This window comes from Paraburkholderia sp. WC7.3g, assembly GCF_050436345.1.
Classification (GTDB): domain Bacteria; phylum Pseudomonadota; class Gammaproteobacteria; order Burkholderiales; family Burkholderiaceae; genus Paraburkholderia; species Paraburkholderia podalyriae.
In genome coordinates this window covers 3558315-3579676 of the sequence record NZ_JBNDMA010000002.1, presented here as the reverse complement: position 1 = coordinate 3579676, position 21362 = coordinate 3558315, and the positions used below count along the sequence as shown (strand labels likewise).

At 62.7% G+C, this 21362-nt stretch carries 22 protein-coding genes, 3 tRNA genes and 1 riboswitch; of the genes, 13 read left to right on the top strand and 12 right to left on the bottom strand.

Annotated features, from left to right (window positions below; all coding sequences use genetic code 11):
* Window positions 1–166: 166 nt before the first annotated feature.
* The 5 genes from OKW43_RS27890 to OKW43_RS27870 all read left to right on the top strand — a co-directional run bounded on the left by OKW43_RS27890 (window position 167) and on the right by OKW43_RS27870 (window position 5129).
* Window positions 167–1096: a YicC/YloC family endoribonuclease gene (locus OKW43_RS27890; protein WP_187635604.1), complete on the top strand. Its 930-nt coding sequence runs from the start codon at window positions 167–169 to the stop codon at window positions 1094–1096.
* Window positions 1097–1115: 19 nt separating this feature from the next.
* Entirely contained in the window at window positions 1116–1799 is a 684-nt protein-coding gene (gene gmk / locus OKW43_RS27885) for a guanylate kinase (protein WP_187635603.1), read from the top strand.
* A gap of 60 nt (window positions 1800–1859) precedes the next feature.
* A complete protein-coding gene (gene rpoZ, locus OKW43_RS27880) occupies window positions 1860–2063 on the top strand; it encodes a DNA-directed RNA polymerase subunit omega (protein WP_008921215.1) in 204 nt (67 codons plus the stop codon).
* Window positions 2064–2162: 99 nt separating this feature from the next.
* On the top strand, window positions 2163–4523 hold the full coding sequence (locus OKW43_RS27875) for a RelA/SpoT family protein (protein WP_187635602.1): 2361 nt from the start codon (window positions 2163–2165) through the stop codon (window positions 4521–4523).
* A 120-nt stretch (window positions 4524–4643) separates the two neighbouring features.
* Window positions 4644–5129, top strand: coding sequence for a phage protein NinX family protein (locus OKW43_RS27870; protein WP_187635601.1), 486 nt, complete (start codon window positions 4644–4646; stop codon window positions 5127–5129).
* Between the two features lie 74 nt (window positions 5130–5203).
* On the opposite strand, the gene OKW43_RS27865 is transcribed toward OKW43_RS27870, so the two are convergent.
* Window positions 5204–5280: transfer RNA gene (locus tag OKW43_RS27865), tRNA-Arg, on the bottom strand.
* Between the two features lie 74 nt (window positions 5281–5354).
* A tRNA-Arg gene (locus OKW43_RS27860) sits at window positions 5355–5431 on the bottom strand.
* A 123-nt stretch (window positions 5432–5554) separates the two neighbouring features.
* Here OKW43_RS27860 and greB point away from each other — a divergent pair.
* Complete coding sequence (gene greB / locus OKW43_RS27855) at window positions 5555–6124, top strand: transcription elongation factor GreB (RefSeq protein WP_187635600.1); 570 nt, start codon at window positions 5555–5557, stop codon at window positions 6122–6124.
* Window positions 6125–6252: 128 nt separating this feature from the next.
* Here greB and OKW43_RS27850 read toward each other — a convergent pair whose 3' ends face one another.
* A complete protein-coding gene (locus tag OKW43_RS27850) occupies window positions 6253–7401 on the bottom strand; it encodes a porin (RefSeq protein WP_187635599.1) in 1149 nt (382 codons plus the stop codon).
* Window positions 7402–7926: 525 nt separating this feature from the next.
* Window positions 7927–8172 carry a hypothetical protein gene (locus OKW43_RS27845; protein ID WP_187635598.1) on the bottom strand — a complete coding sequence of 82 codons (246 nt, stop codon included), beginning with the start codon at window positions 8170–8172 and terminating at the stop codon, window positions 7927–7929.
* Window positions 8173–8565: 393 nt separating this feature from the next.
* Between OKW43_RS27845 and OKW43_RS27840 the strand changes: the two genes are divergently transcribed.
* Together OKW43_RS27840 and OKW43_RS27835 are read left to right on the top strand one after the other, a co-directional pair.
* On the top strand, window positions 8566–8769 hold the full coding sequence (locus tag OKW43_RS27840; protein WP_187635597.1) for a cold-shock protein: 204 nt from the start codon (window positions 8566–8568) through the stop codon (window positions 8767–8769).
* Between the two features lie 337 nt (window positions 8770–9106).
* Window positions 9107–10255 carry an exonuclease domain-containing protein gene (locus OKW43_RS27835; RefSeq protein WP_429450987.1) on the top strand — a complete coding sequence of 383 codons (1149 nt, stop codon included), beginning with the start codon at window positions 9107–9109 and terminating at the stop codon, window positions 10253–10255.
* Between the two features lie 38 nt (window positions 10256–10293).
* On the opposite strand, the gene OKW43_RS27830 is transcribed toward OKW43_RS27835, so the two are convergent.
* The 7 genes from OKW43_RS27830 to pepN all read right to left on the bottom strand — a co-directional run bounded on the left by OKW43_RS27830 (window position 10294) and on the right by pepN (window position 17344).
* The gene (locus OKW43_RS27830; protein ID WP_187635595.1) at window positions 10294–10890 is read right to left on the bottom strand and encodes a chorismate mutase; all 597 of its coding nucleotides are present in this window, start codon (window positions 10888–10890) and stop codon (window positions 10294–10296) included.
* Window positions 10891–11181: 291 nt separating this feature from the next.
* Window positions 11182–11331: a hypothetical protein gene (locus OKW43_RS27825; protein WP_008921206.1), complete on the bottom strand. Its 150-nt coding sequence runs from the start codon at window positions 11329–11331 to the stop codon at window positions 11182–11184.
* A gap of 1114 nt (window positions 11332–12445) precedes the next feature.
* Window positions 12446–12521, bottom strand: a tRNA-Thr gene (locus OKW43_RS27820).
* A 70-nt stretch (window positions 12522–12591) separates the two neighbouring features.
* The gene (locus tag OKW43_RS27815) at window positions 12592–13608 is read right to left on the bottom strand and encodes a class 1 fructose-bisphosphatase (protein ID WP_187635575.1); all 1017 of its coding nucleotides are present in this window, start codon (window positions 13606–13608) and stop codon (window positions 12592–12594) included.
* 85 nt (window positions 13609–13693) lie between these two features.
* Window positions 13694–14146 carry a HigA family addiction module antitoxin gene (locus OKW43_RS27810; RefSeq protein ID WP_187635574.1) on the bottom strand — a complete coding sequence of 151 codons (453 nt, stop codon included), beginning with the start codon at window positions 14144–14146 and terminating at the stop codon, window positions 13694–13696.
* 16 nt (window positions 14147–14162) lie between these two features.
* Window positions 14163–14444: a type II toxin-antitoxin system RelE/ParE family toxin gene (locus OKW43_RS27805; RefSeq protein WP_187635573.1), complete on the bottom strand. Its 282-nt coding sequence runs from the start codon at window positions 14442–14444 to the stop codon at window positions 14163–14165.
* Window positions 14445–14647: 203 nt separating this feature from the next.
* Complete coding sequence (gene pepN, locus OKW43_RS27800; RefSeq protein WP_429450983.1) at window positions 14648–17344, bottom strand: aminopeptidase N; 2697 nt, start codon at window positions 17342–17344, stop codon at window positions 14648–14650.
* Between pepN and OKW43_RS27795 the strand changes: the two genes are divergently transcribed.
* Window positions 17343–17579, top strand: coding sequence for a hypothetical protein (locus OKW43_RS27795; protein ID WP_429450981.1), 237 nt, complete (start codon window positions 17343–17345; stop codon window positions 17577–17579). The genes pepN and OKW43_RS27795 overlap by 2 nt on opposite strands.
* Window positions 17580–17646: 67 nt before the next feature.
* Window positions 17647–18321: a DUF4136 domain-containing protein gene (locus OKW43_RS27790; RefSeq protein ID WP_187635571.1), complete on the top strand. Its 675-nt coding sequence runs from the start codon at window positions 17647–17649 to the stop codon at window positions 18319–18321.
* Here the strand turns inward: OKW43_RS27790 and OKW43_RS27785 are convergent, their stop codons facing one another.
* A complete protein-coding gene (locus OKW43_RS27785) occupies window positions 18322–18894 on the bottom strand; it encodes a TMEM165/GDT1 family protein (RefSeq protein ID WP_187635570.1) in 573 nt (190 codons plus the stop codon).
* Between the two features lie 10 nt (window positions 18895–18904).
* Window positions 18905–19118, bottom strand: a riboswitch (yybP-ykoY riboswitch).
* Window positions 19119–19583: 465 nt separating this feature from the next.
* On the opposite strand from OKW43_RS27785, the gene OKW43_RS27780 reads away from it, so the two are divergent.
* From OKW43_RS27780 to OKW43_RS27770, 3 genes are read left to right on the top strand one after another with little or no spacing between them, the layout of a single operon-like run.
* Window positions 19584–20309, top strand: coding sequence for a beta-ketoacyl synthase chain length factor (locus OKW43_RS27780; RefSeq protein WP_429450979.1), 726 nt, complete (start codon window positions 19584–19586; stop codon window positions 20307–20309).
* Window positions 20293–21087: a lysophospholipid acyltransferase family protein gene (locus OKW43_RS27775; protein WP_429450977.1), complete on the top strand. Its 795-nt coding sequence runs from the start codon at window positions 20293–20295 to the stop codon at window positions 21085–21087. Before OKW43_RS27780 ends, OKW43_RS27775 begins: the two co-directional genes overlap by 17 nt.
* Complete coding sequence (locus OKW43_RS27770) at window positions 21062–21361, top strand: phosphopantetheine-binding protein (RefSeq protein ID WP_187635567.1); 300 nt, start codon at window positions 21062–21064, stop codon at window positions 21359–21361. The genes OKW43_RS27775 and OKW43_RS27770 overlap by 26 nt, the downstream gene beginning before the upstream one ends.
* The last annotated feature ends 1 nt before the right edge of the window (window position 21362 follow it).

Sequence of the window (21362 nt, the reverse complement as noted above, 5' to 3'; positions counted from 1 at the left end):
AGGCAACGAGGCAACCGCGTGCCGAGCCGCATCCGTGCTCGCTCGCGAGCGGATGGCGCCGCCAAAAATGGGATAATGCCGATTCCCCGCCCCGCGTCTCGTACACGCCGGGCGATCCGCTTCTCAGGCCATCGTCGAACGCGTGGCCGCAATCGCGAGAACTACGATGATCTACAGCATGACTGGCTATGCGAGCGCGACGCGCGAACTCGTGGCGGCCTCGGGCACGGGCACGGGCGGCGTCAGCGTGTCGGTCGAATTGCGCACGGTGAACTCGCGCTTTCTCGATCTGAATTTCCGCATGCCGGAAGACGTGCGCGTCGTCGAACCGACGCTGCGCGAGATGCTGATGAACAAGCTGTCGCGCGGCAAGGTCGACATTCGCGTGAATCTGCAACGCAGCGAGCAGTCGGCGAACGCGGGCGCGATTAACCGCGACGCGCTCGCGCAACTCGCGCAGCTGGAACGCACAGTGCTCGACACGTTTCCAGAAGCCGGCCGTCTGCGCACCGGCGAAATTCTGCGCTGGCCGGGCGTGCTCGCCGAAAGCGGCATCGCGCCCGAGACGCTGCGCGACGCGGTGCTCGCCTGCGGCAAGCAGGCGATCGCGGACCTGATCGACGTGCGCGCGCGCGAAGGCGCGCAGCTCGCGACCATGCTGCTCGTCAACGTCACCGAAATGGAGGCGATCGTCGCGAAGATCACGCCGCTCGTGCCCGATCTGATTGCGCGGCATCAGCAGAAGATCGTCGAGCGTCTGCAGGAAGCGCTCGGCATCGCCGCGCCGGATGCGGCCGCGACGATCGTGTCGCGTGAAGAGATCAACGAGCGGATTCGCCAGGAGGTGACGATGTACGGCATTCGCATCGATATCGCCGAAGAGCTGTCGCGCCTCACCGCGCACCTGAACGAAACGCGTCACGTGATCGAGAAGGGCGGCAAGGTCGGCAAGCGGCTCGACTTCATGATGCAGGAGCTGAACCGCGAGGCGAACACGCTCGGTTCGAAGGCGGCGGCGAAGGAACTCGCGGATTCGTCGATGACGCTGAAGCTGTTGATCGAACAGATGCGCGAGCAGGTACAGAATCTCGAATAAGGCTGGAGCACTACACATCATGACCGACCACCATCCACGCGAAACCGGCGCGGCGCGCCATCCGTACGCCGGCGCTTATCCCGGCAATCTGTTCATGGTCGTCGCGCCGTCGGGCGCGGGCAAGTCGACGCTCGTGAACGCTCTGCTCGCGGGCGACGACGCGATCCGTCTGTCGATCTCGTACACGACGCGCCCGCCGCGTCCGCAGGAGCAGGACGGCGAGCACTATCACTTCACGACCGTCGAGGACTTCATGCAGCGTCACGACGCGGGCGAGTTTCTCGAAAGCGCGGAAGTGCATGGCAACTACTACGGCACGTCGCGCGTGTGGATCGAGGAGCAGATGAAAATCGGCCATGACGTGCTGCTCGAAATCGATTGGCAGGGCGCGCTGCAGGTGAAGAAGCAATTCCACAACGCGGTGGAGATTTTTATTCTGCCGCCGTCGCTCGAAGCGCTCGAAGAGCGTCTGAAAAAGCGCGGCCAGGACGAGCCGAACGTGATTACGCGACGCCTGCTCGCGGCGGGCGGTGAGATCGCGCACGCGGCCGAAGCGGAGTACGTCGTGATCAACGAAAACTTCGATCGCGCGCTGGCTGAGTTGCAGTGCCTCGTCGGCGCGACGCGCTCGCGCTTCGCGTCGCAGTACGCCCGTCACACGCAGCTTTTCATGCAGCTCGGCATCCACCTGCCGCACGCGTGAGCGCGGCGTGGTGTCAGGCACATAAGGTAGAATGAACAACATACTGAGAAGGAACCCAACATGGCCCGCATTACCGTCGAAGACTGCCTCAAACAGATCCCGAACCGTTTCGAACTCGCGCTTGCCGCAACCTATCGCGCGCGTCAGCTCGCTCAAGGCCACACGCCGAAGATCGAAAGCCGCGACAAGCCCACCGTCCTCGCGCTGCGTGAAATCGCATCGGGTCAGGTCGGCGTTGAAATGCTGAAGAAGGTGCCGGTCTAAGGCGCACGGATTTTCGTTTTCGACCTGCCCGGTATTCGCCACACCGGATTGCTCAACGCGCAGAACTGCGTCCAACCCTGACCGCTACCGGAGGCGACCATGAGTGCTACCCCGCCCACCGCCACGGAAGCGGACCACGACGCCGACTCGCCTTCGTCTGCACGCAAGTACATCGACGCGGTCCTCGAGCAATCGTTTCGCCATCTGTTCGGGCCGACCGCCACGCCGGAGCAGCCGCGCCGGCATGACGTCGTTTCCATCGCCAATCTGACGTCCGCGCTGTCCGGCTATCTGCAGCCGGAAGAGATCAAGGACATCAAGGCGGCGTTCCACTTCAGCGACGAAGCCCACCTCGGCCAGTATCGCCAGAGCGGCGAGCCCTACATCACGCATCCAGTCGCCGTCGCGGAAATCTGCGCGGGCTGGAATCTCGACGCCCAGGCGATCATGGCGGCGCTTCTGCACGACGTGATGGAAGACCAGGGCGTGACCAAGGCGGAACTCGCCGAGCGCTTCGGCGCGAAGGTCGCGGAACTGGTCGACGGGTTGTCCAAGCTGGACAAGATGGAGTTCCGCAATCGCGAGGAAGCGCAGGCGGAGAACTTCCGCAAGATGCTGCTCGCGATGGCGCGCGACGTGCGCGTGATCCTCGTAAAGCTCGCCGACCGGCTGCACAACATGCGTACTCTCGGCGCGGTGCCGGCTGAGAAACGTCGCCGCGTCGCGCGCGAAACGCTCGACATTTACGCTCCCATCGCCCATCGGCTCGGCCTGAACAATACCTACCGCGAGTTGCAGGACCTGAGCTTCGCGAACTTCAACCCGCACCGTTACGCGACGCTCGAAAAAGCCGTCAAGGCTGCGCGCGGCAACCGTCGCGAGGTGGTTGGCAAGATTCTCGAATTGGTGCAACGCGCTATCGCGGACGCAAAGATCGACGCCGAAGTCACCGGTCGCGAGAAAACCATCTTCAGTATCTACAAGAAGATGCGCGACAAGCAGTTGTCGTTCTCGCAGGTACTCGACGTGTACGGTTTTCGTGTGGTCGTGGAGAGCGCACTCGAGTGCTATACCTGCATCGGTGCGCTCCATGCGCTCTTTAAACCGGTGCCGGGCAAATTCAAGGATTACATCGCGATCCCGAAGGTGAACGGCTATCAGTCGCTGCACACCACGCTCGTCGGCCCGTTCGGCGCGCCGATCGAGTTTCAGGTGCGAACGCGCAAGATGCACGAGATCGCCGAGGCGGGCGTCGCCGCGCACTGGCTGTACAAGAACGGCAGCGCGGATCTGAACGACGTGCAGAAGCGCGCGCACCAGTGGCTGAAGTCGCTGCTCGACATCCAGAGCGAAGCGGGTGACTCGAGTGAATTCCTCGAGCACGTGAAGATCGACCTGTTCCCGGACGCGGTCTACGTGTTCACGCCGAAGTCGAAGATCATGGCGCTGCCGCGCGGCGCCACCGCGCTCGACTTCGCGTATTCGATCCACAGCGACCTCGGCAACCAGTGCGTCGCGGTGAAGATCAACAACGAGCTGCTGCCGTTGCGTACCGAGCTGAAGAGCGGCGACATCGTCGAGGTCATCACGGCGCCGTATTCCAAACCGAACCCCGCATGGCTTGGCTTCGTGCGCAGCGGTAAGGCGCGCTCGGCGATCCGTCACTATCTGAAGACGATGCGCCTGAACGAGTCGGTGCAGCTCGGCGAGCGTCTCGTCGATCAGGCGTTGAAGGGCTATGGTCTCGCGCTATCGGACGTGACGCCGGAAGCGTGGGAAAAGCTCGTGCAGTGGACGGGCAACAAGAACCGTCAGGAAATTTTCGCGGACATCGGTCTCGGCCGGCGGGTCGCCGCGGTGATGGCCAAGCGCATCGAAGTGCTGATGAGCGGGCGAGACGCCGACGACGACGGCTCGCGCTCCGAGTCCGGTTCGACACCGCATGCGCCGCCGGTCGTCATCACCGGCACCGAGGGCATGTCGGTGCAACTGTCCGCCTGCTGCCGTCCGATTCCGGGCGACGACATCATGGGCTATATCGGCATCGGCCTCGGCATGGCGATCCATACCACCGACTGCCGCGTCGCGCAGCGTATCCACCGGCGCGATCCGGGTCGCTGGATCGACGTTGCGTGGGCGCCGCAGCCGGGGCGTCTATTCGATGTCGCGGTGAAGGTGCTGGTCAAGAACACCAAGGGCGTGTTCGCGCGCGTGGCGGCCGACATCACGTCGGCGGACGCGAACATCGTCCATATCGCGATGGACGAAGATCTATCGCAGGAATCCACGATTCTGCGCTTCGTGATTCAGGTCAGCGATCGCGTGCATCTGGCCAACGTGATGCGGCGCGTGCGCACGAACCCCGACGTGATGCGCATCGCGCGTGAGCGGCCGAGCGAAGAGGGGCATCACCGCCACGAAGGCGGCATGCGCATCGACCGCGAGCGGGCAGATTACTGAGCGGCTTCTGACTGGGCGTTGGCGCGGCCTCGACTGGCGCTTCACGCCAGTCAGGCATCTTTCGTGCGGCTCAGGATACAACTGAAGGCAAGTCTCACCTGAACCCCAGGAAGAACGCAGATGAACGTATCCGACCTCACTGGCGTGGCGCTCGATTACTGGGTCGCGCGCAGCCTGCACGACTTCGTGCGCGAAATCTACTTTACCGACAGTGGCGAGACTGTTGCGATCCGCGGCAATGACCGGGGTCGCCCGTGGGACGGACGGTTCACGCCTTCCGCGTCATGGGAGGCGGCTGCCGTTGTGCTCGAGCGTGCGATCCGGCTCGACGTGCGCGAGCAGGGCGATCAAGGCGCGGTATGCGTTGCTGAGTTCGTGGGCGGACATCGAGCCTCCGAAGGGCGGGGCGACTCGCTGCGGATCGCTTTGCTGCGAGCGTTTATCGCGAGCCATTTCGGCGATACCGTCGAAGATCTACTGCGTGAGCGCCAGGCACTGACCGGCACGCAGGCCGAGACGATCGGCGAGCAAACCGTAGGCGGGGTGGTGGAGGACTTGCCGCACCCGGACGCGCAGATTGGGGATATCCAGTCGGCGCCGCGATGAGTGGCTCGCGCATTGGCGCGAGCGTAGTGCGCCGGAAAGACAAAGGGCCTTCCGGTTGGAAGGCCCTTCATGGGTGGTGCGGCTGGCAGGATTCGAACCCACGACCCCTTGGTTCGTAGCCAAGTACTCTATCCAACTGAGCTACAGCCGCACGCAAAATGGTGATGCTTACTGCAAAAACTGGTGAAACCTGAGAACTCCCGGCGGGAACGCCCTCGAATAAGGTGGTGCGGCTGGCAGGATTCGAACCCACGACCCCTTGGTTCGTAGCCAAGTACTCTATCCAACTGAGCTACAGCCGCACACAGAGACGAGATTATAGCCAACGGATTCCGAAAAAGGAAGTCCATCACGGCGTTTTGTGTCGCGGGCTCGATCGTGTAACCTTTTAAGAGATTGTTGCTAGCTGCTGTTACTGGATCATTATGAACAAGGCCTTTGTCAAAGAGTCGAGCGAAGACAACGATGACGATCTCGATGTCGCCCAGCCCGACGTGCCTGCAGGCACCAAAAACTACATGACTCCCGCCGGTCATCGGCGAATGCGCGATGAACTGCTGCATCTGATCGATGTCGAGCGGCCCGAGGTCGTCAAGCTCGTTTCGTGGGCGGCGTCGAACGGCGACCGCTCGGAGAATGGCGACTACATCTACGGCAAACGCCGTCTGCGCGAAATCGACCGGCGCATTCGTTTTCTGACCAAGCGGCTGGACCTGGCCGAGGTTGTAGATAGCAGCCGGCAGGAAAACGTCGATCAGGTGTTCTTCGGCGCGACGGTCGTCTATGCGACCGAGGATGGCGAAGAGCATAAGGTGACGATCGTCGGTATCGACGAGGTCGACCTGGACATCGGGCACGTGAGCTGGATCTCGCCCATTGCTCGCGCGCTGCTGAAGGCTAAAGTCGGCGATACGGTCACGTTATTCACGCCAGCCGGTCCGCAAACAATCGATATTCTTGACGTCAGGTATCCGCCGCCCGAGAGCGGCCGCTAGGCCACTGGCGAAGACGTGGAATCACGTGCAAGCAAGCTTGCACAAAGCCAGGCAAAAACAGCTTCGGCACGGTCATAAAAAAGGCGCCGCGAACGGCGCCTTTTCTGCTGCCAGTCGTTGCGCAGTGCTTAGAAGCGGTGACGCAGACCAGCCGTCACGGCGACCTGCTTGTTGTTGCTCGAAGCCGCGCCGAGGCCATTGATGTTGGCGTCGACGATCGAATTTTCGTTGGCGGCCTGATAGACGCCCTGCAGGTACACGTCGGTTCGCTTGGACAGCGCGTAGGCGGTTTGCAGGTTGACCTGGTTCCAGTGCACGTGTGAGCTCGACAGGTTCGCGCGGGTGTACGTGTACGCGGCCGCGAGGCTCAGTGCCGGCGTCAGAGCGTAACGGGCATTGGCTTCGAAGTTCTGGAACTGGGCGCTGTTGGTCGGGAAGGCCACGCCGCCCGCAATACCCGATGCGGCCTGGCTGATACCGGAGAGGCCGTGCAGGTTCGTCTGCGAATACACGAGGCCCACCGTTGCCGGGCCGAACGCGTAGTTGGCGCCTGCGCCCCACGTTTGCTGACGTTGTGCGAAGAACGTGTTGTCGCCCGACACTGCGCCGCCCGAATTGAATGCCGCGGCCGCGCTGGTTGCGCCGTTGGCATTCAGTTGCATGTAAGCGGCAGCGACGTTCAGGCCGCCCCAGTTGTACGACGCGCCGGCGCTGTACGCGCGGTTGTTCGCGAAGCCGGCAGCCTGGTTCGAGAAGCCGTACAACGCGCCGAACTTGAAGCCGCCATAGTTCGCGCTCTGGAACTTGACCGAGTTGTCGATACGGAACGAGTTGTTCAGGTTGTCGTTGTCGAACGGGTGCGCGAACTGCGTCCCGCCATATTGCGTGCCGGTCAGCGCCAACGGGGCGACGTAGTCGACCACGCTGTCATATTGACGGCCGAGCGTGACCGCGCCGAACTGGTCGCTCGACAGACCGACGAACGCCTGCCGGCCGAACAGACGGCTGTTTTGCTTGAGCGTGCCATCGTTGATGCCGAAGCCGTTTTCCAACGTGAAGATGGCCTTCAGACCGCCGCCGAGGTCTTCAGCGCCACGCAGGCCGAAGCGGCTGCCGTTCACCGAGCCGCTCGTCATTTGCCAGTTGCTATGGCCGTGCTGGTTGTTCGTATAGGTGATACCGGCGTCGATCAGGCCATAGAGGGTGACGCTACTTTGAGCGTGCGCTGCCGTTACGAAAACGCCCGACAGGGCAGCGACCATGAGTGTCTTCTTCATTGATATAACTCCGAGAGCGAGAGAGGTATAAAACCCTGGCTTAGGAGACCTTCACGCGAGCGCTGCGAGAAGCGGAATCCGCGTGAGAAGCGCGTTGACCAGATCCGCGCCGGTATCCGATTAGGCAGAGTGTAGAGAGACACTTCCAGGAGTTGGCGTTCCGATTCGCGCAATAAAGTATTACGGGAAGAGAAACGATGGGTGATTGCCATTAGAGCCTTATGTATAAAGGCTTTGCGTCCGACTCGGCGGATTCACCGCCTGAATTTTCCTGCGATGCGTTGTTGCTTCGCGACACGGAACGATGCGAAAAAACAACGGAAAGAAATGCGAAAAAACGGATTGTTGTTATCGCGACAATAGAGGATTGTTAATTGTGTGAATAATAGAAATCCCAGACGGCCGCTATACGGTAATTTCTGCTTCCCAAAGCAGACTTTTTCGTTGACGAAAAAGATCTCCAAACCTTGTCGGCGCGACCTACCAGTCGCGCTTTTTTTTGGCGGAAGCTCTACGCGCAGAACTCTAATGAGCGGGCGCGGTACCTTCCGCGTCGTCCCAGCTAGGCTGGGCGGACACGCTCCAGTCTTCCATCACATAACGGCGCGCATCCATCGGCGACGAGAGCAGGTTCTGCCAGTGGTCGCCGTGCCACATCGGGTCGAAGTCGAAAGCGCTGGCCGAGTCCTCAGTGGGTGCGCGCTGATCGGGGACCTTTGCGTGCGGATGAGCGAGACAGGCGAAGAGACGGCGAATTTCAGTGAACAGCATGGCGACCTCCTGAAGCGCATCGCTACCACTGTTTGCATCATGCGAGTCGGGCCGCGCTGCAACAACTCGGACAAACACTTACTTAAAGATAGATTTTGTTACATTCGCATCGCATATATCGCAAATTTTCCCGGTAAAAACTTGGGCCAAAGTTCGTCCAGGTAAATTTGACGAGGCCGATATATCCCGGCGACTTAAGAGTTTTATCTTGTTATAGGCTAAATGCATATAGAAAGTTTACTTGACGGCCATTCTCCGTTCCCCGTATAACGACAAAGCCGAATTTCATTGGCTGTTTCTGGTTCCATTTCAATCAGACATAGACAATTGAATCGGGGTGGATCGATTCAAGGGCAATGCCCGCTTTGGATAAATCACAGGGGAAAACAGGAAATGGAAACTGGTATCGTCAAATGGTTCAACGATGCTAAAGGTTTTGGCTTTATCACGTCGGATATGGGCGGAGAGGATCTGTTCGCGCACTTTTCGGAGATCTGCAGCGAGGGCTTCAAGTCGCTGAAGGAAAACCAGCGTGTGTCCTTCGATGTCAAGACCAGCCCGAAGGGCAAGCAGGCGGCCAATATTCAGCCGCTGTGAATGCGCCGCGCCGGCCGCGCCGCGCGCGCAGTCAGCAAACACAAGCCTTCGCCGGCCGCGCGAGGGTTTTTTATTTCAAGCTCGAGTAGTTTCTAAACCCGAATTTAGCGGGAACTGCCTGGTTCAATAATAGGCATTATCGTCCGAACATAATGCGCCGAAACGAAACGTGCGACCTCCGGTTTAATTGCCTGGTTTAAGCGTCTGCGGAATGTCGGCGCCAAATCCGGAAGCCACGTCGTTGCCGTTTCCGCCTGCGCACGCGGCGCAACCTGGATGCGCAACGTCCAACTGGTGCATACTTGCCGCAAATTCATGCGTCCGAATCCCTTGTCCCATGTCTGAACTCTTTTCGCCGGAACCGGCACTCGATGCACCCATCGTTTTCGTCGATCTCGAAACGACCGGCGGCTCCGCGAGCGAGCACCGCATTACCGAAGTCGGCGTCGTCGAAGTCGGGCCGGCTGGCGTAGTGCGCTGGAGCAGTCTGATCGACCCACAGCAGCCGATTCCGTCTTTCATCCAGCAACTGACCGGCATCACGAACGAGATGGTGCGCGGCGCACCGACGTTCGAGTCGATTGCGCCCGCGCTGTTCGAGCGTCTGAATGGCAAGCTGTTCGTCGCGCACAACGCGAGTTTCGATCGCGGATTTCTGCGCAGCGAATTTCGTCGCGCGGGAATCGTGTTCGATCCGGACGTTCTGTGCACGGTGCGGTTGTCGCGCGCGCTGTTTCCCGGTGAAAAGCGCCACGGTCTCGATGCGCTCGTCGAACGCCATGCGCTGGTGCCGTCCGACCGCCACCGTGCGCTCGCCGACGCCGATCTGATCTGGCAGTTCTGGCAGCGGCTGCCGACGCTCGTGCCGCTGGAGGCGCTGCGCGCGCAGATCGAGCGCACGACGCGGCGTTACCGGCTGGCCGGCGATATTACCGAGGATCTGCTCGACACCGCGCCGGCGGGCTGTGGTGTGTATGTGTTCTATGGCGAAGGCGATGCGCCGCTGTATGTCGGGCGCAGCGTACGTGTGCGTCAGCGGCTACGCTCGCATCTGACCGGCGAGCGGCGTTCGTCGAAGGATATGCGGCTCGCGCAGCTCGTGCGACGCGTCGAATGGCGCGCGACTGGCGGCGAACTCGGTGCGATGCTCGCCGAAGCGCAGTGGATCGCCACGCTGCGGCCGGGCCACAACCGCTTGCCGCGTGTGACGAAGAGCGATCCGGCGAATGCGCCTTGGCCGTTCGAGGGACCTATCGTGTTCGAGGAGCGTGAGGACGCGCAGCGCATCTTCCACGTGGTCGATGGCTGGCGCTACCTCGGGCACGCGCCGTCGCTGATCCAGGCGGCGCAGCTTCATGCGTCGACGATGGCCGGGCCGTTCGAACTCTCGACGTACCGTATCTTGCAGAGCGGTCTGGCGCGTGGTCTGCGCGTGATGCCGTTGAGCGTATCGCGTGACACGCCTGAGTCGAGCGTCGTCATGTGACGCTTATGCAGCGTCCATGCGCCGTGGCGTTACCGGAATCAGCCGGTCGCGCCAACCCCGCCCGTCTCGCACACGTGACCTAGCGCGCGCGTCAACGCGCTCGAGTAGGCAGAGTCATAGCGCGTCAGCGCTTTCCAGTTAGCCAGTGATTGCGCGACGCGCGACGGACAATCGTCCGCCGCGCGCAGTGGCTGCACGCGCGCGAGACTCGACACCAGCGATTGTGTCAGCTTGTCGAGTTGCGGTCGCGTGCTGGTTGCGAGATCGGGTGCGGGACCTTGCGGTGGCTGGGTGCGCCGCCAGTTGGCGAACAGCGCGTTCTGCAAGTCCTTGCTTGCATCGATCTGATCACGGAAGAACGCGCGGGCGAACGCCGGATCGACGTTTGCCGCCGCGGCGCGCTTTTCCACGTCGGCGAGCAGCGCATTTTCACGCGGCGTATCGGTGATCGGCTGATGGTTCGCCCACTTCCAGTGCGCGACCGGCTCTGCGAGCGCAAGACGCTGCGAGACCAGCGCGATCAGGTTGGTGAGCGCGGTATCGTCGCCATCGGCGACAGCGGGGGCGGGCGATAAGGCGAAGAAGGCGGCGATGGCGAGCGCGCAAGACGCGCCGAAGCGATGCAAACGATTCATGAGGTGACTTGGCCACGCGGCCGCTGAAGAAAACCAGAAGAATAAATGATGCCAGGCAAAAGGCGCGCACCGGGCCAATTCACACAGGTCGTCGGGAGCAGGAAGGTTGGTGCGAGAAGGTCGCGCGCATGAGTACGGCTGGAGCCGGGTGGCCCAGCGCTGCGCTGTTGCTGTGATCAGGCGAACCGACCCGGCGTCATGACGGAAACGTCGGACGCATGATGAGGGCGCGAGCGATCGCCGCGCGTGAATTCAACGAGCGCGAATGTTGCGTCGCGTCAGTGCCCCCCGTTACTTCGGATCGCACGACTTGCGTTGTTCATCGAAGAATGCGCGAACATGCTCGGGCAGCTCGGCTCCCAGGAACTCGACGGCCACAGGTTCCGGATCCGGGTAAAACACTTTGTCCGGGGTCGGAATCTTCGGTGGTTTGGCATCCATGATCTTTCTCCTTTGCGAACCGATTATCGGCCTCGTTCCCCGCGTCGCACCAGCGTCCGATGCGAGTCACTCATACTCTGTTGCTTTAACGGCACAAGCCGACACATCAGCAGAGGGATTGAATAAAATTTATCGTCTGACTATGCGCTGGGATTCGCGAACCGCTTGATCCGCTTAATTGTCAGCGCGAAATCATCTCTGTCCCGCCCTTCGCCATTCCCTTCTGCGCCTTGCCTTGCCTGGTTTTCAGCACGACCGGTCGTATCGACGTTGCGCTGCACCTAATCCTTCGTGTGAATCAAAGGTGGACAATCTTGTGCATTGCCGCATCGGCAGGATTTTTGCTTTTCTGAACTGAACGTTCGTATTGCCGATTGCATATTCTTCCGGCCTGATTCCTAGTAAACGGCACATTCCGCATCGCGTTGACCGCCCAAAACACTATTTAAAGATTTGTCGTTAATTAACTTATGACAGTGGGCTACCAGACTCATTCCCGCATTGCTGTGACAAAAGAACGTCATTTGGTGACAAGTCAGACGCACCGCGCCAGGCCACCTATCGTTGAAGCGACTACTGCTTACCCGACGTGCGTTGGCAGACGGACGCGCGACGTGCGACGCGGATGATGACGGTCTTCAAAGTTCGGGGGAGGTCGCGATGGAAAACGGTGTCTACTGGAACGGACGTCAGGTTGGCATCGAATGCGCCGGCAGGATCTTGTGGTTCGCGTCGGCCCCCGCGCAAGCGATAGCCGCATACGGCGCGCCGCGCCAGCAACTGACCGCGCGAGCCGATACAGTCGTCGCGCGCAACCTCGCGATGCCACGGTCCTACGACCCCTCGACGTTCCCCGCTAGGCTGGCCCCGCGTTGAGTCACGACTCGCGCCGGTTCAGTCGCGACGTTGGCCGCAAACGCCTTTTGGAGGCCCTAAGCAACCCGTCCGCCGCACGTGGGCGCCGCGATGCTGATACTGATCGTCCAACTCGGCGTTGTCGTGGTCGGCAGTGCTCGGCTGTTTGCTGATTGACCTGCCGGCGTGCTGCGCGATCATCGCGACGGCAAAACAAAAAGCCCAGTCACGAGGACTGGGCTTTTTGCTTGAAACTTGATGGTGCCGGAAAGAGGAATCGAACCCCCGACCTTCGCATTACGAATGCGCTGCTCTACCGTCTGAGCTATTCCGGCATCAGGAGAAGCGAGATTATAGGGACTACTTTGGGGCCTTGGCAAGCCCCGACGCATTTTTTATTCGCGATCACTGTTTCGCTTCGAGGTGGTAGCGGGTCACGCGATCGACCTCGTTCTTCGAGCCGAGGAACACCGCGACGCGCTCGTGCAGGCTCTTCGGCTGGACGTCGAGAATGCGCTTCTCGCCGTTGGTTGCGGCGCCGCCCGCCTGCTCGACGATGAACGCCATCGGATTCGCTTCGTACATCAGACGCAGCTTGCCCGGCTTATCCGGCGTACGCTTGTCGGCTGGGTACATGAAGATGCCGCCGCGATTCAGGATGCGATGCACGTCGGAGACCATCGACGCGATCCAGCGCATGTTGAAGTCGGCCTGGCGCGAGCCGTCCTTACCCGCCTTCAGCTCGCCGATGTATTGCTGAACCGGCGGATACCAGTGGCGCTCGTTCGACGCGTTGATCGCATACTCGCGCGTTTCGACGGGAATGCGCATGTCGCTTTGCGTGAGCACCCACGAGCCGAGTTCGCGGTCGAGCGTGAAGCAGTTCACGCCGTTACCGGTGGTCAGCACGAGCACCGTTTGCGGGCCGTACACTGCATAGCCCGCGGCGACCTGCTGGGTGCCCGGCTGCAGGAACGACTGCTCGGTGGCCTGATGGCCGTCCGGGCAGCGCAGCACCGAGAAGATTGTGCCGATCGACACGTTGACGTCGATGTTCGACGAGCCGTCGAGCGGATCGAACACGAGCAGATATTCGCCCTTCGGATAATTGGCCGGAATCGGGAAGAATTGTTCCATTTCCTCGGAGGCCATGCCCGCGAGGTTGCCGCCCCATTCGTTCGCCTCGAGCAGGATTTCGTTCGACAGAATGTCGAGCTTCTTCTGCACTTCGCCCTGGACGTTTTCGCTGCCCGCCGAGCCGAGCGCATCGCCGAGCGCGCCCTTGCTGACGTGGTAGCTGATCGCCTTGCACGCGCGCGCGACGACTTCGATCAACAGGCGCAGGTCGGCGGGCAGGTTGTTGGTTTCGCGCTGCTGTTCGATCAGGTACTTCGTGAGAGTGGTACGACGTTGCAAGGACATTGCTGTACTCCAGGAAGGCTAGAAGAATGTGGGGATTTTAACCGCTCGTTGTGTCGGCTCCGTGCTTTTGGTCGCACGGACGCCTTCAGGCCTTGCGGCGCGTCCTGGCCGACACGGTGCCGCTGACGCTGGCCGCGAGCGCCGCGGCTCGCGCGTGTCCCGCGGGCACACTGGGCAGTTTCGGGCGATCGCCGCGCGGCATCGGTTCGATTTCCCGTTCGATCTGCTCGCCGGCGGCGGCGGTGGCGACGCGCAGGTCGTAGGCGATTTGCAGGTTGAGCCAGAACTGCGCGCTGGCGCCGAAGTAGCGCTCGAGCCGCAGCGCGGTATCGGCGGAGATTGCGCGGCGGCCGCGCACGACGTCGTTGATTCGCGGCGCCGGCACCCGCAGCGCAAGCGCCAGTGCGTTGACGGACATGCCGAGCGGCTCGAGGAACTCGCTGCGCAGAATCTCGCCCGGATGGATCTCGGCAATGGCCGCGCCCGTATCGATGTCGGAGAAATCGATGCTGTTCAGCGCGGAGCGTTTGATGACCATGTCGGTCTCCCAATAATCAGTGATAGTCGACGATCTCGACATTCAGCGCGTCTTCGCCGACGAAATGAAAACAGATGCGCCACTGCGCATTGACGCGGATACTCCATTGCCCGCTGCGCTCGCCTTGCAGGGCTTCGAGCCGGTTGCCGGGCGGCGCGTGCAAACTCGCGATGGAGCTCGCGGCGTCGATCATCAGCAACTTGCGATGCGCTAGCGATTGGATCGAGTGCGGCAATGTATGCACGAACCTGCCCTGAAAAATTCTTGCGGTGGCCTTGTCTGCGAATGTCGTGATCATGGAATCGTATAACGTACAGCGTTAAATGTAAAGCGTTAAGCGTGTACGTATACTTTCTTCCCGGCGACGCCTGATGAACAGTCGGCCAAATGGCTAACGGCGTGAACTCAGCCCGTCAACGAGAAACAGCGCGAAAAACAGCGCGAAAAAAAGCCGGCAACGCGTGCCGGCTTTCCGATGCGACTCAAGAACTCAGCGAGGCATCACGCCAACGCCTTCTCGACGATCTCGCGCACGTCGCGCGACTTGACCTGTGCGGCCACTTTCTCGAGCGCCGCGCGCATGCTGTCGCGCAGCGCCGGCGTGAAGCGTCGCCACAGTTCGAGCGAGCGCGCGAGGCGCGCGGCCACCTGCGGATTGAGCGCGTCGAGCGCGATCACCTGCTCGGCCCAGAATGCGTAGCCGGAGCCATCTGCCGCGTGGAACTGCGCAGGGTTCGCCGCGCAGAAGCTGAAAATCAGCGAACGCGCCCGATTCGGATTCTTCAGGTTGAAGGCCGGATGCGTCATCAGCTTGCGCACCGTATCGATCACCGGATGTCGTGCGCCGCCGCGCTGGGTGGCCTGCAACGCGAACCATTTGTCGATGACGAGCGGCTCCTTCTCGAAGCGTCGATAGAAGTCGTCGAGCGCGTGCTGCGCCTCGGGGCTGCCGCCTTGCGGCGCGGCCGCGTTGAGCAGTGCCGACAGCGCGGCCGCGCGGTCGGTCATGTTGTTCGCGGTTTCATATTGCGCGGCGGCGAGACGGACGGCGTCCGCGGAGTCGTCGAGTTCGGTCAGATACGACAGCGCCAGATTCTTCAGCGCGCGACGACCGGCGGCCTCGGGCGTCGTTTCATAGGCGCCCGGCGTGCGATGCTGCTCGTAGACCTTCAGCCAGTCGTCACGCAGCGCATTCGCGAGGCGCTTGCGCACGAACTGCCGTGCCGCGTGCACAGCGGCCGGATTCGATTCGGCCATCTGCTCAGCCAGATACGCTTCGGACGGCAGCATCAGCGCGAGCTCGCGGAACGCCGGCGACAGCGTCTCGTCGGTCAAAACGCGCGCGAATGCGGCGACCACCGAGTCGTCGAGCCGCAGCGCCGCGCCCATGGCCGCGCGCGCGGCGAGCGCGAGCAGTTCGCGCGTGGCGAGCCGCTGCCCGGCTTCCCAGCGGTTGAACGGATCGCTGTCGTGCGCGAGCAGGAACGCGAGCTGTTCAGCCGTGTAGTCGTACTCGACGATCACCGGTGCCGAGAAATTGCGCAGCAGCGAGGGCAACGGTTCCTGTCCGACGTTGACGAACGTGAAGGTCTGCTCGGTCTGCGTGAATTCGAGCACGCGCGTGGTCGACTCCGACGCCTTCGCGTCGCCGTCGAGCCGCAGCGGCAGGTCGCGGCCGTCCTTGCCGATCAGACCGATCGCGAACGGAATCAGCAGCGGGCCCTTCTGCGTTTCGCGCGCGGTTGGCGCGGCATCGCCGTAGCCCTGGCGCAGCGTCACGCTGTAGCGCTGCTGCGCGGCGTCGTAGCGCGTACGAACCGACACGCGCGGCGTGCCGGCCTGGCTATACCAGCGCTCGAACTGCGCGAGGTCGCGGCCATTCGCGTCGGCGAGCGCGTGACGGAAGTCGTCGCAGGTCACGGCCTGGCCGTCATGACGCTTGAAGTACAGATCCATGCCCTTGCGAAAGCCGTCGCGGCCGAACAGCGTCTGATACATCCGCACGACTTCCGAGCCTTTTTCGTAGACGGTCATCGTGTAGAAGTTGTTGATTTCGACGTAGCTCTCCGGGCGCACCGGATGCGCCATCGGGCCCGCGTCCTCGGCGAACTGCATCTGGCGCAGCACGCGCACGTCCTCGATGCGCTTCGTCGCGCGTGCGGCTTCGTCGGCGGCGCCTCCGGCCATGTCGGCCGAAAACTCCTGGTCGCGGAACACCGTCAGACCTTCCTTCAGGCTCAGCTGGAACCAGTCGCGGCAGGTCACGCGGTTGCCGGTCCAGTTGTGGAAGTACTCGTGGCCGACCACCGCCTCGATGTTCGAGAAGTCGGTGTCGGTGGCCGTTTCGGGGTTCGCGAGCACGTACTTCGTGTTGAAGATGTTGAGCCCCTTGTTCTCCATCGCGCCCATGTTGAAGTCGCTGACCGCGACGATCATGAAGCGGTCCAGATCGAGCTCGAGCCCGAAGCGTTGTTCGTCCCAGCGGATCGAGTGGATCAGGGAATCCATCGCGTGACGGGTCTTGTCGAGGTCGTGCGGCTCGACCCATACCTGCAGCAGCTTCTCCTTGCCCGAGCCGGTCTTCACGCGTTCTTCGAGCGCGACGAGCTTGCCCGCGACGAGCGCGAACAGATAGCTCGGCTTCCTGAACGGATCTTCCCAGCGCGCGAAATGGCGGCCGCCGGGCAACTCGCCTTGTTCGAGCAGATTGCCGTTCGACAGCAGCACCGGATAGTCGGCCTTGCTTGCGCGCAGCGTGACCGTGAAGCTCGCCATCACGTCGGGGCGGTCGAGGAAGTACGTGATGCGGCGAAAACCCTCGGCCTCGCACTGCGTGAAGAAGTTGCCGCTCGATACATACAGGCCCGACAGCGTGGTGTTTTCCACGGGATTGCAGATGCTCGTGAGCGTCAGCTCGAAGCTGTCCGGCACATTGTCGAGCAGCAGCCCGTGCTCGTGCGGATGCGCGTTCGGGAACGGCTTGCCGTCGATGCCGGCGCTGACGAACTCAAGCTGCTCGCCCATCAGTTCGAGATGCGCGGCGTGTGACGCATCCGGGTTGCGGCGCACCCGCATCGTGTTCCTGACGACCGTGCGTTCGGGGACCAGATCGAATTCCAGCGCGACGGTGTCGATCAGGAAGGCGGGCGGCGCATAATCGGCGCGGCGGATCACATTGGGCGTTGCGGTATCGGCCATGGCGTTCTTTGGTGGTGTACTCGAGCGGTCGGGCGCGCAAACGGCGCGCGAGCCGGGTTGGGTCGACTCATTGTACAAAGCCTCGGGCAATCGTGCGGAAGGGAAGGCGGGCCGATTTTCCGCGCCGGGCAAGGGACGAACCTTTTACCGGCTGGCGCGGTCAGCGTATTATCTGGCGCCGCGCGTGGTGGGGGCCGGCATCGTCAATCGCCCAGCGTATCGCGCGACGGAATAATCGCGCCAGAATCAGGGTTTTAACTGAAGCAGAACTGATATAACCCACAGGCATCACGAGGCAGACCATGAATATCGATCGATGGACCCGCCGCGTCGCGCTGCTGTTCGTCGCGCTGACGGCGCTGCTGTGCGGCTGCACGACCTACGTGACGACGCAGGTCACGGCGTTCTCGGACTGGAGCGGCAGCGACGCGACGCGCACTTATGCGTTCACGCGGCAAAAGGATCAGAAGAACAACCTCGAGCTGGGCGCGTACGAGCGGATCGTCGCGAACGAGCTCGCCGTGCACGCGTTTCGCGAAGTCGCTCGCGACGACGCGCGCTATCTGGTCGAACTGGCCTATGGCATCCGCTCGGACATCGTGACGGTCGCGCAGCCGGTCTACTACGACCCGTGGCCCGGTCCGTACTGGGGCCGGCCGTTCGATCCGTGGGGACCGTGGGGGCCTTTCCCGGCGACCTATGTGAACCAGAGCTACCCGGTGTTCACGCACCTGCTCGGCATCCGGATCACCGAGCGCGCGAGCGGTCGGGAGGTCTACAACGTGACGGCGCGCAATTTTGGCGAGGAGTCGTCGCTGGTGCGGGCGATGCCTTATCTGGCACGTAGTGCTCTCGCCGATTTCCCGCTTGCCAACGGCGCCGTGCATACGGTGAAGATTCCGCTCGGCGGTGGCGCTGGTGCGGACGCGAACGAAGTGTCGCTGCCGGCGGCGTCGGCGCCGAAAGCCACGCAGTAGTCAGACCCCGACCCCGAACAACCCCAACGCGCCCAGCACGACGAACATCACCGCGGCGATGCCGTGCACGAGCCTGGTTGGCAGACGATGCGCGAAGCGGTCGCCAAGCAGGATCGCCGGCACGTTCGCGATCATCATGCCCAGCGTCGTGCCCGCCACCACACCGAAGAAGTCGTGAAAGCGCGCGGCGAGGGCGACCGTCGCAATCTGCGTCTTGTCGCCCATCTCCGCGAGGAAGAACGTGACGACCGTCGCGCCGAACACGCCGAAGTGCGTGCGGTTCGTGTTGGCTTCCTCGTCGTCGAGCTTGTCGGGCACGAGAATCCACAGCCCCATGCCGACGAACGACGCCGCCAGCGCCCAGCGCATGGTGGTCGGCGTCAGCATCGAGCCGAGCCACGCGCCGAGCGCGCCGGCGCCCGCGTGATTGATCAGCGTCGCTGCGAGCACGCCGAGAATGATCGGCACGGGCTTGCGATAGCGGGCGGCCAGCACGAGCGACAGCAGTTGCGTCTTGTCGCCGATCTCGGCGAGCGCGACCGCACCGGTCGAAATGAGGAAGGCTTGATTCACGTTGAATGGATTCCTCGGGCCGAAGATGAACGAGCGACGACCCACGACACGCCGGGCCCTGTTGCGGCGCGTGTGGATCATCGGTCTCGCCAGGCCAGAGGCTGCGACTGCCATGGCCGTGATGGCCAAGTCTGTTGACAGGCGCCCCCGCGAGCCACACGTGCGACGCACCGGCGAAGCGGTGCGGACGTGCCGCGGGGCGGCTACTCCCCAATGAGGGGCGGAGTATAACAGGCGCGGCCGCATCGTTGCCACGACTGTTGCGCGGACGACGCGGCGTCGGTTGCACCGTCCTGTAACAGTTGCCAGGAAAGCAGAATGAAAGCTTGTTTCGCCGATATTGCGCGCGCGATGCCGCGTGATTGCTGACGCTGAACCGCTTGACGGTGCGTTGTCGGGCAGGCGCGGATACAGATGGATACGTCTTTTCTGGCCAATCTGATTCAAAATATCCAGTACTATTTCGGCCACCAAAGGAGCCCGAGCCGCCATTCACACACCGATTGTCAGGGGCGCCTGAATAATCGGGCTTGATCGCCGGTCACGCTGCATTTCCGCAAAGGAAGCCTGGTCGATCCCGGCTGGAACCTCGCGATCCGCGCGGCGCCGCTCGCTGTGACGGCTGTGTATTCCGTCAGGCGCCCGAGCCGCTTCCCCCGCTTCCCCGTTTTCCACGCGCGAACACCAATATGCCCGATCTGCACTGGACCATTCCGGTCGGACGCTGGTCTAGCTGGCCGGCTACCTCAGCTGCCGCACCCGATATCGGCTTCATCGAGCCGATCGTGCGGCGGCGTCTCAGCACGCTGTCCAAGGTAGCGCTCAAGGTCGCGCACGACTGTGCCGCGCTGGAACGCGCGCGGGTGGTGTTCGCATCGCGGCACGGGGAATTGCGGCGTACCACCGACATCCTGCGCAGCATCAGCGCGGGCGAGCCGGTGTCGCCGACCGCCTTCAGCCTGTCGGTGCTGAATGCGATGACCGGCGTGTTCGGAATTGCGCGCGGCGACCGCTCGGCCGCGAGTGCGGTATCGGCCGGTGCGCAAACGCTCGGCTATGCGCTGCTCGAAGCGTACGCGCAATACGCGACACGACCGGATGCGCCGGTGCTGCTCGTGTATGCCGACGAACCGGCCGATCTCGCGTACGGCACGATCGAAGACGAAGTGCACGGCGGTGCGATCGCGGTGTTGCTCGACAAGGAGGCGTCGTCCGGGCATCTTGTTTGCGCGTTGAGCCGCGTCGACGAGGATGCGCCCGAGCAACGCGGCGAGCCGCGGACCGCGTCGAGCGACGCCACCAGTTTTCCGACCCAGAGCCAGGCGCTGCTGCACTGCCTCGAAACCGGCCAGCCCGCGCGCTGGCAGCGCGCCGGCGCGTCGTGGCACTGGAGGTGGGATGACGGCGCGGCTTGATTACGCGTGGCGTTTTTGCGCGACCGGTCTCGCCTTCGTCGGGTTCGGCGTGTGCGGCGTGCTGTTTTCGCTGCTCGTGTTTCCGCTCGCGTGGCTGTGGCCGCATCGCGCGTCGCGGCAGCGCGCGGTGACCGTGGTGATCCACCGGTTTTTTCGCGCGCTCGTCGCGGTGCTGCGCGCGCTCGGCGTGATGGAACTCGAAGTGTCCGGTGCCCGGGCGTTGCGCGCGGGCGCACCGGCGATCGTCGTCGCGAATCACCCGACGTACCTCGACGTGATGGTCCTGCTGTCGCTGACGCCGCGCGCGTGCTGCGTCGTCAAGCATGCGCACTGGCGCAACCCGTGTTTCTGGGGCATCGTGCGCGCGGCCGAATACGTGAGCAACGCGGATGCGATCGCGCTCGTCGAGGCGGGCGCGAAGCAGCTCGCGGCCGGCTATACGATGATCATTTTTCCGGAAGGCACGCGCAGCCCCGCGCCGAACCGGCTGCACGCGTTTTCGCGCGGTTTCGCGCACATGGCGCTGAAGGCCGGTGCGCCGATCGTGCCGGTGTTGATGGATTGCGATCCGCCCGCGTTCACGCGGCAGATGCGCTGGTACGACGTGCCGGCGCGCGCTTTCCGGATGCGCGTGAACGTGCTCGCGCCGCTCGGCATCGACGAGCTGGCCGCGCACGACACCACCGCGGCCATCGCGGCGCGCAGCGTGACGAATGCCGTAGAAGCCCACATTACCCAGCACCTGTTCGATTATGGATTCTTTAAAACTGGAAATTAAACTGCTTCTGATCGAAGCCCTCGATCTCGAAGACCTGAGCCCCACCGATATCGACGACGACGCCCCGTTGTTCGGTTCCGACGGCATCGGTCTCGATTCGATCGACGCGCTCGAGATCGGCATCGTGCTGCGCAAACAATACCAACTGACCATCGCGGCGAACGACGAACGCACGCGCGAGCACTTTCGTTCGATCAACACGCTCGCGGCGTTGGTCGCGAGTCAGCGCGAAGCGGCGCACGCTGCGAACGAAACCGCAAGGAAGGGGGATTAAC